Raw genomic sequence first — 12,947 nt, 5'->3', positions numbered from 1 at the left:
CCCGGCGAGGACACTCTCCGGTCAAGGAAGGAAATACAATGCCTACGATCAACCAGCTGGTCCGCAAGGGTCGCGAGCCGCAGAAGGCCAAGTCCAAGGTTCCCGCGATGGAGCAGAACCCGCAGAAGCGCGGCGTCTGCACCCGCGTGTACACCACCACGCCTAAGAAGCCGAACTCGGCGCTTCGCAAGGTGGCCAAGGTTCGCCTGACCAACGGCCGCGAAGTCATCAGCTACATCCCCGGCGAAGGCCACAACCTTCAGGAGCACTCGGTCGTGCTGATCCGCGGCGGCCGCGTGCGCGACCTTCCCGGCGTGCGCTACCACGTGCTGCGCGGCGTGCTCGACACGCAGGGCGTGAAGGACCGCAAGCAGTCCCGTTCGAAGTACGGCGCCAAGCGTCCGAAGTAAGATCAACGCGGCACCGGCCCGCTCCCCCACCCGACTACCCTGCTGGGTAAACTCTGGGTGGTCGGGTGGGGGAGTGGGCCGGTGCCGCAGGACGCTTACGGATGTAAGCGGCCACTCCGAAGGAGTTTAGAAAAATGTCACGTCGTCGTCGTCCCGAAAAGCGGGTCATCCTGCCCGATCCCAAGTTTGGCGATCAGGTCCTGTCGAAGTTCATGAACAACCTCATGCTCGACGGCAAGAAGTCGACTGCCGAGCGTATCGTCTATGGCGCGCTGGAAACCGTCGAGACCAAGGCCAAGGCCGATCCGGTCCAGCTGTTCCACGACGCGCTGGCGAACATCATGCCGCAGATCGAGGTCCGCAGCCGCCGCGTCGGCGGTGCGACCTATCAGGTCCCCGTGGAAGTTCGTCCCGAACGTGCGCAGGCTCTGGCCATTCGCTGGCTGATTACCGCGGCGCGCAACCGTCCCGAAACGACGATGGCCGCGCGCCTGTCGGGCGAGCTGATGGATGCGTCGAACAACCGCGGCAACGCCGTGAAGAAGCGCGAAGACACCCACCGCATGGCCGACGCCAACCGCGCGTTCAGCCACTATCGCTGGTAATCGGCGCTTCTAAGGCCGACACGAAGACGCCTCTTTCCCGCATTTCGGAAAGAGGCGTCTTTCGCCGGTCACAATTATCACTATATGGGGCCCATCCGGCTCCAAGAGAGTCGGCAGACAAGCGCGTGAGCCGGATGGCCGCCGCCCAACTGCAAGCTTCATACTCCTGAGGAATTTTCCATGGCCCGCGAATATCCGCTGGAACGCTACCGCAATATCGGCATCATGGCGCATATCGACGCCGGCAAGACGACGACGACAGAGCGGATCCTGTACTACACCGGCAAGTCCTACAAGATCGGCGAAGTCCACGACGGCGCCGCCACCATGGACTGGATGGAGCAGGAGCAGGAACGCGGGATCACCATCACGTCCGCTGCGACGACGACCTTCTGGGCCGCCGAAGACGGCAAGGGTCCGAAGCACCGCATCAACATCATCGACACCCCCGGCCACGTCGACTTCACCATCGAAGTCGAACGCTCGCTGCGCGTACTCGACGGCGCTGTGGCGGTGTTTGACGGCGTGGCCGGCGTTGAACCCCAGTCGGAAACCGTATGGCGTCAGGCCGACAAATACGGCGTGCCGCGTATGTGCTTCATCAACAAGCTGGATCGTACTGGCGCTGATTTTTACTATTGCGTGCAGTCGATCGTCGATCGCCTCGGCGCGACCCCGCTTGTGCTTTATCTCCCGATTGGCGCAGAGAGCGACCTTCAGGGCGTTGTCGACCTCGTCAACAACCGTGGCATCGTGTGGGAAAATGACGGGCTGGGCGCGACGTTCAACTATGTCGATATTCCCGAGGATCTGGCCGACAAGGCTGCCGAATACCGCGAGAAGCTGATCGAAACCGCTGTCGAGCAAGACGACGCGGTTATGGAAGCCTATCTCGAAGGCGAGGTTCCCGATGCGGCGACGCTGAAGAAGCTTATCCGCAAGGGCACCATGGCGCGCGATTTCGTGCCCGTCCTCTGCGGTTCGGCCTTCAAGAACAAGGGCGTTCAGCCGCTGCTGGACGCAGTCGTCGATTACATGCCTTCGCCGCTCGACGTTCCCGCCATCGAAGGCGTGCTGCCTGATAGCGATGAGAAGGACACGCGTCCTTCGTCGGATGAGGCTCCTTTCTCGGCGCTTGCGTTTAAGATCATGAACGATCCGTTCGTCGGCTCGCTGACCTTTACCCGTATTTATTCGGGGAAGCTCACCAAGGGTTCGGTTCTGAACTCGGTGAAGGACAAGAAGGAAAAGGTCGGCCGCATGCTGCTGATGCACTCGAACAATCGCGAGGACATCGAAGAGGCATTCGCGGGCGATATTGTCGCGCTGGCAGGCATGAAGGATACGACGACCGGCGATACGCTGTGCGACCCGTCGAAGCCGATCATACTCGAGCGTATGGAATTCCCCGAGCCCGTTATCGAGCTGTCGGTGGAACCCAAGACCAAGGCTGACCAGGAAAAGATGGGCGTCGCGCTCAATCGCCTTGCTGCCGAGGATCCTTCGTTCCGCGTGTCGACCGACCACGAATCCGGCCAGACGATCATCAAGGGCATGGGCGAGCTTCACCTCGACATTCTCGTCGATCGTATGAAGCGCGAGTTCAAGGTCGAAGCCAATGTGGGTGCGCCGCAGGTGGCCTATCGCGAATATCTCGCGAAGCCGGTTGATGTCGACTACACCCACAAGAAGCAGTCGGGCGGCTCGGGTCAGTTCGGCCGCGTCAAGGTTAAGGTCGAGCCCGGCGAGCGCGGCCAGGGTTTCGTCTTCAAGGATGAGATCAAGGGTGGCAACATCCCGAAGGAATACATCCCGGCGATCGAGAAGGGTCTTCGCGAGCAGGCCGAGAGCGGTTACCTTGTTGGCTTCCCGATCATCGACTTCACTGTGACGCTGTATGACGGTGCCTACCACGACGTCGACTCGAGCGCGATCGCGTTCGAAATCGCGGGTCGCGGCGCCATGCGCGAAATCGCGCAGAAGTCGGGCATCAAGCTGCTCGAGCCGATCATGAAGGTCGAGGTCGTGACGCCGGAGGATTACCTCGGCGACGTGATCGGCGACATCAACTCGCGGCGCGGGCAGATTCAGGGCACCGACTCCCGTGGTAACGCTCAGGCTGTCGAAGCGAACGTGCCGCTTGCGAACATGTTCGGCTACGTCAACGAACTGCGCTCGTTCACTCAGGGACGCGCCCAGTACACGATGCAGTTCAGCCACTATGACGAGGTCCCGGCGAATGTCGCGGCCGAAGTGAAGGAGAAGCTTGCGTAAGCAGCTTCATCGGTCTAGGGGCGGGCGCCTGATTCACGGGTGCCGGCCTCAAGTCCGCCCAAGAATATACACCGGATCAGCAAATCCAGACGAATAGAGGTCTTTGAAAATGGCGAAAGCTAAGTTTGAGCGGAACAAGCCGCACTGCAACATCGGCACCATCGGTCACGTCGACCACGGCAAGACCACGCTGACCGCAGCGATCACCAAGGTGCTCGCTGACGAGTTCGGCGGCGCCGCCGTTGACTTTGCGAACATCGACAAGGCTCCCGAAGAGCGCGAGCGCGGTATCACGATTTCGACCGCACACGTCGAATATGAAACCGGCGCGCGTCACTATGCGCACGTCGACTGCCCCGGCCACGCTGACTATGTAAAGAACATGATCACCGGCGCGGCGCAGATGGACGGTGCGATCCTCGTCGTGAATGCTGCCGACGGCCCGATGCCCCAGACCCGTGAGCACATCCTGCTTGCCCGTCAGGTCGGCGTTCCGGCTCTCGTTGTATTCATGAACAAGGTCGACCAGGTCGACGATCCGGAGCTGCTCGAACTCGTCGAGCTCGAAATCCGCGAGCTTCTGTCGAGCTACGACTTCCCGGGCGACGATATTCCGATCGTTGCCGGTTCGGCTCTGGCTGCTCTGGAAGGCCGTGACGACGAAATCGGCAAGGACAAGATCCTCGAGCTGATGAAGGCCGTTGACGACTACATCCCACAGCCCGCGCGTCCGGTCGACAAGCCGTTCCTGATGCCCGTGGAAGACGTTTTCTCGATCTCGGGTCGTGGTACAGTCGTGACCGGCCGTGTCGAAACCGGCATCGTGAAGGTCGGCGAGGAAGTCGAGATCGTCGGTCTCAAGGACACCCGCAAGACCACGGTCACCGGCGTGGAAATGTTCCGCAAGCTGCTCGATCAGGGTGAAGCCGGCGACAACATCGGTGCGCTGGTCCGCGGCGTTGCTCGTGAAGAGGTCGAGCGTGGCCAGGTTCTCTGCAAGCCCGGTTCGGTAAATCCGCACACCGAGTTCAGCGCAGAGGTCTACGTGCTGTCGAAGGACGAAGGAGGCCGTCACACGCCGTTCTTCGCCAACTATCGCCCGCAGTTCTACTTCCGCACCACCGACGTGACCGGCGAAGTCATTCTTCCCGAAGGCACCGAGATGGTCATGCCCGGTGACAACGTCACCATCGGCGTGAAGCTGATTGCTCCGATCGCGATGGACGAAGGTCTTCGCTTCGCAATCCGTGAAGGTGGCCGTACCGTCGGTTCGGGGGTTGTCAGCACCATCACGAAGTAATATAGGCCTGCTCGTCGGCAGGGATTGATTCTCTGCCGACCAGGTTTTTTAAGAGGGGGCCGCCCCTTCCCGGTTATCCGGTGAGGCGGGGCGGGCCTTTCTTTTTTGGAGCGAGCCGGTCTCGCTTCTTTGGCTCTTTCGCATCGGTAGTTGGACATGGAAGCTCAGAATATCCGCATTCGCCTCAAGGCGTTTGATCATCGCGTTCTCGACTCGGCCACGAGTGAGATCGCAGAGACGGCCCGTCGTACGGGCGCGCTTATTCGGGGGCCCATTCCGCTGCCGACGCGTATCGAGAAATTCACCGTGAACCGCGGTCCGCACATCGACAAGAAGTCGCGGGAGCAGTTCGAGGTCCGTACTTACAAGAGGCTGCTCGACATCGTGCAGCCTAATGCCCAGACGGTCGACGCTCTGATGAAGCTCGATCTCGCTGCCGGCGTGAATGTCGAGATCAAGCTGGCCTGATAGGCCGCAGGTCTCGCGGGAAGCTGCATCGCGGCTTCTTAAAGACACAGGGATACCGCCGGAGCGTCACCACGAGGTGACATCAGTTCTCCGGGCTGCGTCCCCCGTCTAGTTTCGGTCCCTCGGGATGGAAACGCTCAGCCCGGACGGGGCGACGATTGCATAATTGGGTTGAAACCGGCCGTGGCGGCATTCGCTTCCACGGCTTCTCACGCACCCGGAAATGGTCTCCGACGTGCCTCTGTCACCGGGCCTATGGCGAATGGTCGCTATGCCCATGTTTAGGAGTTTTGATCATGCGCACTGGCGTGATCGCCAAGAAAGTCGGGATGACCCGCCTGTTCCAGGAGGACGGTCGGCATGTGCCTGTGACCGTTCTTGCGCTGGAAGATTGTCAGGTCGTTTCGCACCGCACGCTCGATCGTGATGGCTATGTTGCCGTCCAGCTCGGCGCCGGTGAGGCGAAGCAGAAGAACGTGGCCAAGCCGCAGCGCGAGCATTTCGCGAAGGCTGAAGTGTCGCTCAAGATGAAGGTTGCCGAGTTCCGCCTTGAAGGCGAGGATGGCCTCCTTCCCGTCGGCGCATCGATCTCGGCCGAGCATTTCGTTGCTGGCCAGAAGGTGGACATCACCGGTCACACGCAGGGCAAGGGCTTTGCCGGTGCGATGAAGCGCTGGGGCTTCGGTGGTCTGCGCGCAACGCACGGCGTGTCGCTCTCGCACCGTTCGCACGGTTCGACCGGTAACCGCCAGGATCCGGGCAAGGTCTTCAAGAACAAGAAGATGGCCGGTCACATGGGCGATCGTCAGCGCACCCAGCAGAATCTGGAAGTCGTGCGGACCGACGCCGATCGCGGCCTGATCTTCGTCAAGGGTTCGGTGCCCGGCGCCAAGAACGCCTGGCTGCTGGTCTCCGACGCGGTGAAGCTTCCGCTTCCCGAGGGCGCGCCGTTCCCCGGCGCCGTGCTCGAGAAGCAGAATTCGGCTCCTGAGCATGACGAAGCGCCCGCTGGCATGGTGGAAAGCGCTGCGGAGCATGAAGTGCACCAGCAGGTCGACGCCGAGCAGCAGGCCGAGCTTCTGAAGGAGCAGCAGGCGGGTGCCGATGATTCGGTGACCGAAGCGAACAAGAACGACGCTGGTGAGGGCGATGTGCCCGAGGCCGGCGAGAACAAGGAGGGCTGATCCGTGAAGGTGAAGGTCCAGAAACTCGACGGCAAGGCGTCGGGTGACATCGAGCTGAACGACGACGTCTTCGGGCTCGAGCCGCGCGAGGATATCCTCCACCGCGTCGTCACCTGGCAGCTGTGGAACCGTCGCGCCACCGCCCGTCCGACGCGTGAGCGTTCGGATGTGGCTCGTACCGGCAAGAAGTGGGGTCGCCAGAAGGGCGGCGGCACGGCTCGTCACGGTGACCGCGCCGCTCCCATCTTTATCGGTGGCGGCAAGGCCCATGGTGCGCGCAAGCGTGACTTCGACATGTCGCTCAACAAGAAGGTCCGTGCACTCGGTTTGCGCATGGCTCTTTCCAGCAAGGCCAGGAACGACAATCTGTTCGTTCTCGACTCGCTGGAGCTTGCCGATGCCAAGACGAAGCTGCTGGCGGCCGATCTTGCGAAGCTCGGCTTCGGCAAGAAGGTGCTGGTGATCGATGGCGAGCAGGTAGAAGACGGCTTCCGCAAGGCGGCCGGGAATCTGATCGGTGTCGACGTGCTGCCTGCAGTGGGCGCCAATGTCTACGACATCCTCAACCATGACACGCTGGTGCTGACCCGCTCCGCTGTCGAAAAGCTGGAGGCACGGTTCAATGGCTAAGGCTGAAATCGACATCCGGCATTACGACGTGATCGTCGCGCCGCATATCACCGAGAAGGCGACGCTTCTCTCGGAGCATAATGCGGTCGTGTTCAAGGTCGCCAACGACGCCACCAAGCCGCAGATCAAGGCTGCGGTCGAGGCTCTGTTCGGCGTGAAGGTCGCGGGCGTGAACACCATTGTCCAGAAGGGCAAGAGCAAGCGCTGGAAGGGTGCTCCCTACAAGCGCAGCGACGTGAAAAAGGCGATTGTGACGCTGGCTGAAGGTCAGTCGATCGACGTCACCGAAGGCGTACGGGGCTAATCATGGCACTCAAGAACTACAAACCGACGAGCCCGGCCCGCCGCGGCCTCGTGCTGGTCGACAAGTCGGGGCTCTACAAGGGCAAGCCCGTCAAGTCGCTGACCGAGGGCAAGCGCAAGACCGGTGGCCGTAACAACAAGGGCCATGTCACCTCGCGCGGCATCGGCGGCGGTCACAAGCAGAAGTACCGCTACATCGACTTCAAGCGCCGGAAGTGGGACATGCCCGCGACCGTCGAGCGCATGGAATATGACCCGAACCGCACGGCCTTCATCGCGCTGGTGAAGTACGAGGACGGTGAGCAGGCCTATATTCTGGCGCCGCAGCGTCTGGCTGTCGGCGACACCGTCGTCGCCGGTGAGAAGACCGACACGAAGCCCGGTAACGCCATGTTGCTGAGCCAGATGCCGGTTGGCACGATCTGCCATAACCTGGAGATGAAGCCGGGCAAGGGTGGTCAGATCGCTCGTTCGGCCGGTGCATATGCCCAGGTCGTCGGTCGTGACCGCGGTCTCGTGATCGTTCGTCTGAACTCGGGTGAGCAGCGCTATCTACGGGGCGATTGCATGGGTACGGTTGGCGCGGTTTCGAACCCCGACAACTCCAACCAGACGCTGGCAAAGGCCGGTCGTCGTCGCTGGATGGGCAAGCGCCCGCTGACCCGCGGTGTTGCGAAGAACCCGGTCGATCACCCGCACGGTGGTGGTGAAGGTCGCACGTCGGGTGGCCGTCATCCGGTTACGCCTTGGGGCAAGCCGACCAAGGGTGCCCGCACGCGTCACAACAAGCAGACGGACAAGATGATCATCCGGTCCCGTCACGCGAAGAAGAAGAGGTAAGACCCATGGCACGTTCGCTTCGCAAGGGTCCGTTCGTCGAGCTTTCGCTGCTGAAGAAGGCAGAGGAAGCGCAGGACAAGAACAGCCACGCGCCGATCAAGACCTGGTCGCGCCGCTCGACTGTTCTCCCGCAGTTCGTTGGCCTGACGTTCAGCGTCTACAATGGTCAGAAGTTCATCCCCGTGTCCGTTAACGAGGACATGGTCGGCCACAAGCTTGGTGAGTTCGCACCCACGCGCAACTTCCCCGGCCACGCCGCAGACAAGAAGGGCAAGCGCTGATGAGCAAGCAGAAAGCTCCGCGTCGCGTCGCCGAGAATGAGGCGCTGGCCGTCGGGACCACGATCCGTGGCTCGGCCCAGAAGCTCAATCTCGTTGCGGGCCTGATCCGCGGCAAGAAGGCCGAGGAAGCGTTGAACATCCTCTCGTTCTCGAACAAGGCGATGGCTGTCGATGCTCGCAAGGTGCTCGCCAGTGCGATCGCCAACGCCGAGAACAACCACAACCTGGACGTCGATGCCCTGGTCGTTGCGGAAGCATCGGTCGGCAAGTCGATCACCATGAAGCGTTTCCACACGCGGGGCCGTGGCAAGTCCACGCGTATCCTCAAGCCGTTCAGCCGGCTGCGCATCGTGGTCCGCGAAGTCGAGGAGGCCTGATCATGGGTCACAAAAGCAATCCGATCGGCCTGCGTCTGCAGATCAACCGCACTTGGGAAAGCCGCTGGTACGCCGAAGGGCGCGACTATGCCGGTCTGCTCAAAGAAGACATCGAGATCCGCAAGTTCATCATCGACTCGCTGCCTCAGGCCGCGATCTCGAAGGTGGTGATCGAGCGTCCGGCCAAGTTGTGCCGCATCTCGATCTATGCGGCTCGTCCCGGTGTGATCATCGGCAAGAAGGGCGCGGACATCGAAAAGCTTCGTTCGAAGCTGGCCGCGATGACCGACAGCGAAGTGAAGCTGAACATCGTCGAGATCCGCAAGCCCGAGATCGACGCCAAGCTTGTCGCGCAGGGCATCGCCGACCAGCTCATCCGCCGCGTGGCTTTCCGCCGTGCGATGAAGCGGGCGATGCAGTCGGCCATGCGCCTTGGCGCCGACGGCATCAAGATCATGTGCGGTGGCCGTCTAGGCGGGGCCGAGATCGCCCGCGTCGAGCAGTACCGTGAAGGTCGTGTGCCGCTGCACACGCTTCGCGCCAACATCGATTATGCCGAAGCCGAGGCGCTGACCGCCTATGGCATCATCGGCATCAAGGTGTGGATCTTCAAGGGTGAGATCCTGGGTCATGATCCGATGGCGCAGGACCGCCTGATGATGGACGCCCAGACCTCCGGCGTGCGACCGGCTCGCTAAGGACAGGCTAAGGTAAGAGCAATGCTGCAACCGAAAAAAACCAAGTTCCGCAAGGCGTTCAAGGGCAAGATCCATGGCAATGCCAAGGGCGGCACCGATCTGAACTTCGGCTCGTACGGGCTGAAGGCGATGGAGCCTGAGCGTATCACCGCACGCCAGATCGAAGCGGCTCGCCGTGCGATCACGCGTCACATCAAGCGCCAGGGCCGTCTCTGGATCCGCGTCTTCCCGGACGTGCCGGTTTCGAAGAAGCCTGCCGAAGTCCGTCAGGGTAAAGGCAAGGGTTCGGTCGAATACTGGGCTGCTCGCGTGAAGCCGGGCCGCATCCTGTTCGAACTCGACGGGGTTGCCGGTCCGCTGGCTGCCGAAGCGTTCGAGCGCGCTGCGATGAAGCTGCCGATCAAGACCAAGGTCGTTGCCCGTCTTGGCGACACCTCGCACCTCGGAGGCGAATAATGGCCAACAAGACCGAAGACCTGCGCGCCAAGACCGACGATCAGTTGACCGCTGATCTGACGGATCTCAAGCGCGAGGCGTTCAACCTGCGCTTTCAGGCCGCGACCAATCAGATCGAGCGTCCTGCTCGGATCCAGGAAGTCCGCCGCCAGATCGCGCGCATTAAGACGCTGCAGGGCGAACGCGCCCGCGCAGCGAACTAAGGAGCCAACCGATGCCGAAGCGTATCCTGATCGGGACGGTTGTTTCCGACAAGACCGACAAGACGGTGGTCGTGAAGGTAGAGCGTAAGGTGAAGCACCCGCTCTACGGCAAGATCATCCGCCGTTCGAAAAAGTATCACGCGCACGACGAAGACAACACCTATCGCCCCGGCGAATGGGTGCGGATCGAGGAAACGGCGCCTATGTCCAAGCTGAAGACGTGGAAGGTCATCGACCGCGTCGGTGGCAAGGCGGATAGTGCGTTTGAAGCCGATCTGGACGTCGAAGCCGCGGGCAACTGAGCCCGCATTAGAGTTTTGGAACTGCCGGGCGGAATGTCCCGGCAAGCCGAGAAGAAGGAACCGGATCGATGATCCAGATGCAGTCAAACTTGGATGTCGCTGACAACAGCGGCGCCAAGCGCGTCCAGTGCATCAAGGTGCTGGGCGGATCAAAGCGCCGCACCGCGAGCGTTGGCGATGTCATCGTCGTCTCCGTCAAGGAGGCGCAGCCCCGTGCCAAGGTCAAGAAGGGCGACGTTCATCGCGCCGTGATCGTCCGCACCCGTAAGGACGTTCGTCGTCCCGATGGTAGCGTGATCCGCTTTGACTCGAATGCGGCAGTCCTCGTGAACAAGTCCGAGGAGCCGATTGGCACTCGTATCTTCGGCCCTGTCGTGCGCGAACTGCGCGGCAAGGGTTTCATGAAGATCATCTCGCTTGCTCCGGAGGTGCTGTAATGGCGTCCGCAAAGATCAAGAAGGGTGACAGCGTCGTCGTGCTTTCGGGCAAGGACAAGGGCAAGACCGGTACGGTCGCCCAGGTCATGCCCAAGGACGGCAAGGTCGTGGTGGAAGGCGTGAACGTCACCACCCGCCACCGCAAACCCACCCAGACGAACCCGCAGGGCGGCATTGACCGCGCGCCTGCGCCGATGGCGATCAGCAAGGTCGCCGTTGCCGATCCGAAGGATGGCAAGCCCACCCGCGTCCGTTTCGAAATGAAGGACGGCAAGAAGGTGCGCGTTGCTGTCAAGTCCGGAGAGACGATCGATGGCTGATAAGTACACCCCGCGTCTTCGCGCGAAGTATGACGAGGAAATCGTCAAGGCCATGACCGAGAAGTTCGGTTATGCGAACCGCTACGAAGTGCCGAAGCTGGAGAAGATCACGCTCAACATGGGCGTGGGCGAGGCGAGCCAGGACAAGAAGAAGGTCCAGACCGCCGCAGCCGAGATGGAACTGATCGCCGGCCAGAAGCCCGTGATCACCAAGGCGAAGAAGTCGATCGCGCAGTTCAAGCTGCGCGAGGGCATGCCGATCGGTTGCAAGGTGACCTTGCGCCGCGAGCGCATGTACGAGTTCCTCGACCGCTTGGTCACCATCGCAATGCCCCGCATCCGCGACTTTCGTGGTCTGAACCCGAAGTCGTTCGATGGTCGCGGCAATTACGCGATGGGTCTGAAAGAGCAGATCATCTTTCCCGAGATCAGCTATGACCAGATCGAAAAGGTGCGTGGCATGGACATCATCGTGACCACCACTGCAAAAACCGACGACGAAGCCCGCGAGCTTCTGCGTCTGTTCGGATTCCCGTTCCCGGCCCCCGAGACTGAGGGTGCGTCGGAAGAGAAGGAAGCGGCGTGAGCCGCCCCGGAAAGAGAGCTTAAGTCCATGGCGAAACTGAGTTCCGTGAACAAGAACGAGCGTCGCAAGAAGCTTGTGAAGAAGTACGCGAACCGCATCGCGAAGCTGAAGGCGATTGCCGACGACGAGTCGCTTGATGACGGCGAGCGTTGGCTTGCCCGCCTGAAGCTGGCCGAGGTGCCCCGTAACGGCAACCCGACCCGCGTGCGCAACCGTTGCACCACGACCGGCCGACCCCGCGGTTACTACCGCAAGTTCGGTCTCAACCGTATTGAGCTGCGCGATCTGGGCAACAAGGGCCTGATCCCGGGCCTGACCAAGTCGAGCTGGTGAGGAATTAACCTATGGCGATGACCGATCCCCTGGGTGATATGCTCACCCGTATCCGCAACGGCCAGCAGGCGAAGAAGGATTCCGTCCTTTCGCCGGCGTCGAAGCTGCGTGCGAACGTACTCGAAGTGCTCCAGCGCGAAGGCTACATCCGTGGCTACAGCGAAGATGCTTCGGGTAAGCACCCCGCGCTGCGGATTGAACTGAAGTATTTCGAGGGCGAGCCTGCGATCAAGCATCTCGCTCGCGTCTCCAAGCCCGGTCGCCGGGTCTATTCGGGCTCGAAGGAGCTTCCGAATGTCCGTGGCGGTCTTGGCATCACCATCGTCTCCACGCCGAAGGGTGTGCTCTCGGACGCCGAAGCGCGCACCGAGAACGTGGGCGGCGAAGTGCTGGCGGAGGTGTTCTAATGAGCCGCATCGGTAAAAAGCCGGTCGCGATCCCCAACGGCGTCGAGGCGAAGATCGCCGACAACGTCTTGAGCGTGAAGGGTCCCAAGGGCACCCTGACCATGGGGCTGACCGATCAGGTTACCTATGAAGTCAAGGATGACGCTATTGCCGTCACTCCCGTCAACGACACCAAGAAGTCTCGCTCGTTCTGGGGCATGCAGCGTACGCTGGTCGCCAATCTGATTGACGGTGTGACCGAGGGTTACTCGAAGACGCTGGAGATCAAGGGCGTCGGCTATCGTGCACAGGCTCAGGGCAAGAAGCTCAAGCTTCAGCTCGGCTTCAGCCACGATGTCGATCTTGACGTGCCCGAAGGTGTCGAGGTCAAGACCCCGGACCAGACGACCGTCATCATCTCAGGCATCGACAAGCAGGCCGTGGGCCAGTTTGCAGCCGAGATCCGCCGCTGGCGCAAGCCCGAGCCTTACAAGGGCAAGGGCATCAAGTACCAGGGCGAGTATATCTTCCGCAAGGAAGGGAAGAAGAAGTAA

General features: G+C 61.4%; 21 protein-coding genes. All 21 read left to right on the top strand.

The genetic code is table 11. From position 1 onward, the window contains the following. Positions 1 to 38 precede the first annotated feature (38 nt). The 21 genes from rpsL to rplF all read left to right on the top strand — a co-directional run bounded on the left by rpsL (position 39) and on the right by rplF (position 12,947). Positions 39 to 410, top strand: coding sequence for a 30S ribosomal protein S12 (rpsL, locus tag AC4FIJ_RS05380; RefSeq protein WP_066775147.1), 372 nt, complete (start codon positions 39 to 41; stop codon positions 408 to 410). A 134-nt stretch (positions 411 to 544) separates the two neighbouring features. Further along, the gene (rpsG, locus tag AC4FIJ_RS05375; RefSeq protein WP_066843134.1) at positions 545 to 1,015 is read left to right on the top strand and encodes a 30S ribosomal protein S7; all 471 of its coding nucleotides are present in this window, start codon (positions 545 to 547) and stop codon (positions 1,013 to 1,015) included. 180 nt (positions 1,016 to 1,195) lie between these two features. Next, a complete protein-coding gene (fusA, locus tag AC4FIJ_RS05370; RefSeq protein ID WP_490335683.1) occupies positions 1,196 to 3,289 on the top strand; it encodes an elongation factor G in 2,094 nt (697 codons plus the stop codon). Positions 3,290 to 3,398: 109 nt separating this feature from the next. Continuing rightward, on the top strand, positions 3,399 to 4,589 hold the full coding sequence (tuf, locus tag AC4FIJ_RS05365; protein ID WP_490335682.1) for an elongation factor Tu: 1,191 nt from the start codon (positions 3,399 to 3,401) through the stop codon (positions 4,587 to 4,589). A 156-nt stretch (positions 4,590 to 4,745) separates the two neighbouring features. After that, entirely contained in the window at positions 4,746 to 5,057 is a 312-nt protein-coding gene (rpsJ, locus tag AC4FIJ_RS05360; RefSeq protein WP_490335681.1) for a 30S ribosomal protein S10, read from the top strand. A gap of 296 nt (positions 5,058 to 5,353) precedes the next feature. Further along, positions 5,354 to 6,241, top strand: a complete 888-nt coding sequence (rplC, locus tag AC4FIJ_RS05355; protein ID WP_490335758.1) for a 50S ribosomal protein L3 — start codon at positions 5,354 to 5,356, stop codon at positions 6,239 to 6,241. A gap of 3 nt (positions 6,242 to 6,244) precedes the next feature. Further along, complete coding sequence (gene rplD, locus AC4FIJ_RS05350) at positions 6,245 to 6,871, top strand: 50S ribosomal protein L4 (RefSeq protein WP_490335680.1); 627 nt, start codon at positions 6,245 to 6,247, stop codon at positions 6,869 to 6,871. Continuing rightward, positions 6,864 to 7,175, top strand: a complete 312-nt coding sequence (locus AC4FIJ_RS05345; protein WP_066843144.1) for a 50S ribosomal protein L23 — start codon at positions 6,864 to 6,866, stop codon at positions 7,173 to 7,175. Before rplD ends, AC4FIJ_RS05345 begins: the two co-directional genes overlap by 8 nt. 2 nt (positions 7,176 to 7,177) lie before the next feature. Then, positions 7,178 to 8,014, top strand: coding sequence for a 50S ribosomal protein L2 (gene rplB / locus AC4FIJ_RS05340; RefSeq protein ID WP_490335679.1), 837 nt, complete (start codon positions 7,178 to 7,180; stop codon positions 8,012 to 8,014). A gap of 5 nt (positions 8,015 to 8,019) precedes the next feature. After that, the gene (rpsS, locus tag AC4FIJ_RS05335; protein WP_066843146.1) at positions 8,020 to 8,295 is read left to right on the top strand and encodes a 30S ribosomal protein S19; all 276 of its coding nucleotides are present in this window, start codon (positions 8,020 to 8,022) and stop codon (positions 8,293 to 8,295) included. Beyond that, complete coding sequence (gene rplV / locus AC4FIJ_RS05330) at positions 8,295 to 8,672, top strand: 50S ribosomal protein L22 (protein ID WP_490335678.1); 378 nt, start codon at positions 8,295 to 8,297, stop codon at positions 8,670 to 8,672. Before rpsS ends, rplV begins: the two co-directional genes overlap by 1 nt. A 2-nt stretch (positions 8,673 to 8,674) precedes the next feature. Continuing rightward, positions 8,675 to 9,370 carry a 30S ribosomal protein S3 gene (gene rpsC / locus AC4FIJ_RS05325; RefSeq protein WP_490335677.1) on the top strand — a complete coding sequence of 232 codons (696 nt, stop codon included), beginning with the start codon at positions 8,675 to 8,677 and terminating at the stop codon, positions 9,368 to 9,370. A gap of 21 nt (positions 9,371 to 9,391) precedes the next feature. Next, a complete protein-coding gene (gene rplP, locus AC4FIJ_RS05320) occupies positions 9,392 to 9,826 on the top strand; it encodes a 50S ribosomal protein L16 (RefSeq protein WP_066843149.1) in 435 nt (144 codons plus the stop codon). Continuing rightward, positions 9,826 to 10,029: a 50S ribosomal protein L29 gene (gene rpmC, locus AC4FIJ_RS05315; protein WP_490335676.1), complete on the top strand. Its 204-nt coding sequence runs from the start codon at positions 9,826 to 9,828 to the stop codon at positions 10,027 to 10,029. The genes rplP and rpmC overlap by 1 nt, the downstream gene beginning before the upstream one ends. A gap of 11 nt (positions 10,030 to 10,040) precedes the next feature. Then, positions 10,041 to 10,331, top strand: a complete 291-nt coding sequence (gene rpsQ, locus AC4FIJ_RS05310; RefSeq protein ID WP_490335675.1) for a 30S ribosomal protein S17 — start codon at positions 10,041 to 10,043, stop codon at positions 10,329 to 10,331. Positions 10,332 to 10,399: 68 nt separating this feature from the next. Then, the gene (rplN, locus tag AC4FIJ_RS05305) at positions 10,400 to 10,768 is read left to right on the top strand and encodes a 50S ribosomal protein L14 (RefSeq protein WP_066843161.1); all 369 of its coding nucleotides are present in this window, start codon (positions 10,400 to 10,402) and stop codon (positions 10,766 to 10,768) included. Next, positions 10,768 to 11,088, top strand: a complete 321-nt coding sequence (gene rplX, locus AC4FIJ_RS05300; RefSeq protein ID WP_490335674.1) for a 50S ribosomal protein L24 — start codon at positions 10,768 to 10,770, stop codon at positions 11,086 to 11,088. Before rplN ends, rplX begins: the two co-directional genes overlap by 1 nt. After that, positions 11,081 to 11,674, top strand: coding sequence for a 50S ribosomal protein L5 (gene rplE, locus AC4FIJ_RS05295; RefSeq protein WP_490335673.1), 594 nt, complete (start codon positions 11,081 to 11,083; stop codon positions 11,672 to 11,674). The genes rplX and rplE overlap by 8 nt, the downstream gene beginning before the upstream one ends. Before the next feature lie 27 nt (positions 11,675 to 11,701). Next, the gene (rpsN, locus tag AC4FIJ_RS05290; protein WP_230280793.1) at positions 11,702 to 12,007 is read left to right on the top strand and encodes a 30S ribosomal protein S14; all 306 of its coding nucleotides are present in this window, start codon (positions 11,702 to 11,704) and stop codon (positions 12,005 to 12,007) included. Positions 12,008 to 12,018: 11 nt separating this feature from the next. Further along, positions 12,019 to 12,414: a 30S ribosomal protein S8 gene (rpsH, locus tag AC4FIJ_RS05285; RefSeq protein ID WP_185883843.1), complete on the top strand. Its 396-nt coding sequence runs from the start codon at positions 12,019 to 12,021 to the stop codon at positions 12,412 to 12,414. After that, the gene (gene rplF / locus AC4FIJ_RS05280) at positions 12,414 to 12,947 is read left to right on the top strand and encodes a 50S ribosomal protein L6 (RefSeq protein ID WP_490335672.1); all 534 of its coding nucleotides are present in this window, start codon (positions 12,414 to 12,416) and stop codon (positions 12,945 to 12,947) included. Before rpsH ends, rplF begins: the two co-directional genes overlap by 1 nt.

Source organism: Croceicoccus sp. (assembly GCF_983967925.1).
Note: the sequence above shows the minus strand (reverse complement) of the source record. Positions and strands in the feature narration are given on the sequence as shown.

Coding starts and splice junctions, on each gene's coding strand:
- rpsL (WP_066775147.1), top strand. CDS start 39: ATGCCTACGATCAACCAGCTGGTCCGCAAGGGTCGCGAGCCGCAGAAG.
- rpsG (WP_066843134.1), top strand. CDS start 545: ATGTCACGTCGTCGTCGTCCCGAAAAGCGGGTCATCCTGCCCGATCCC.
- fusA (WP_490335683.1), top strand. CDS start 1,196: ATGGCCCGCGAATATCCGCTGGAACGCTACCGCAATATCGGCATCATG.
- tuf (WP_490335682.1), top strand. CDS start 3,399: ATGGCGAAAGCTAAGTTTGAGCGGAACAAGCCGCACTGCAACATCGGC.
- rpsJ (WP_490335681.1), top strand. CDS start 4,746: ATGGAAGCTCAGAATATCCGCATTCGCCTCAAGGCGTTTGATCATCGC.
- rplC (WP_490335758.1), top strand. CDS start 5,354: ATGCGCACTGGCGTGATCGCCAAGAAAGTCGGGATGACCCGCCTGTTC.
- AC4FIJ_RS05345 (WP_066843144.1), top strand. CDS start 6,864: ATGGCTAAGGCTGAAATCGACATCCGGCATTACGACGTGATCGTCGCG.
- rplB (WP_490335679.1), top strand. CDS start 7,178: ATGGCACTCAAGAACTACAAACCGACGAGCCCGGCCCGCCGCGGCCTC.
- rpsS (WP_066843146.1), top strand. CDS start 8,020: ATGGCACGTTCGCTTCGCAAGGGTCCGTTCGTCGAGCTTTCGCTGCTG.
- rplV (WP_490335678.1), top strand. CDS start 8,295: ATGAGCAAGCAGAAAGCTCCGCGTCGCGTCGCCGAGAATGAGGCGCTG.
- rpsC (WP_490335677.1), top strand. CDS start 8,675: ATGGGTCACAAAAGCAATCCGATCGGCCTGCGTCTGCAGATCAACCGC.
- rplP (WP_066843149.1), top strand. CDS start 9,392: ATGCTGCAACCGAAAAAAACCAAGTTCCGCAAGGCGTTCAAGGGCAAG.
- rpmC (WP_490335676.1), top strand. CDS start 9,826: ATGGCCAACAAGACCGAAGACCTGCGCGCCAAGACCGACGATCAGTTG.
- rpsQ (WP_490335675.1), top strand. CDS start 10,041: ATGCCGAAGCGTATCCTGATCGGGACGGTTGTTTCCGACAAGACCGAC.
- rplN (WP_066843161.1), top strand. CDS start 10,400: ATGATCCAGATGCAGTCAAACTTGGATGTCGCTGACAACAGCGGCGCC.
- rplX (WP_490335674.1), top strand. CDS start 10,768: ATGGCGTCCGCAAAGATCAAGAAGGGTGACAGCGTCGTCGTGCTTTCG.
- rplE (WP_490335673.1), top strand. CDS start 11,081: ATGGCTGATAAGTACACCCCGCGTCTTCGCGCGAAGTATGACGAGGAA.
- rpsN (WP_230280793.1), top strand. CDS start 11,702: ATGGCGAAACTGAGTTCCGTGAACAAGAACGAGCGTCGCAAGAAGCTT.
- rpsH (WP_185883843.1), top strand. CDS start 12,019: ATGGCGATGACCGATCCCCTGGGTGATATGCTCACCCGTATCCGCAAC.
- rplF (WP_490335672.1), top strand. CDS start 12,414: ATGAGCCGCATCGGTAAAAAGCCGGTCGCGATCCCCAACGGCGTCGAG.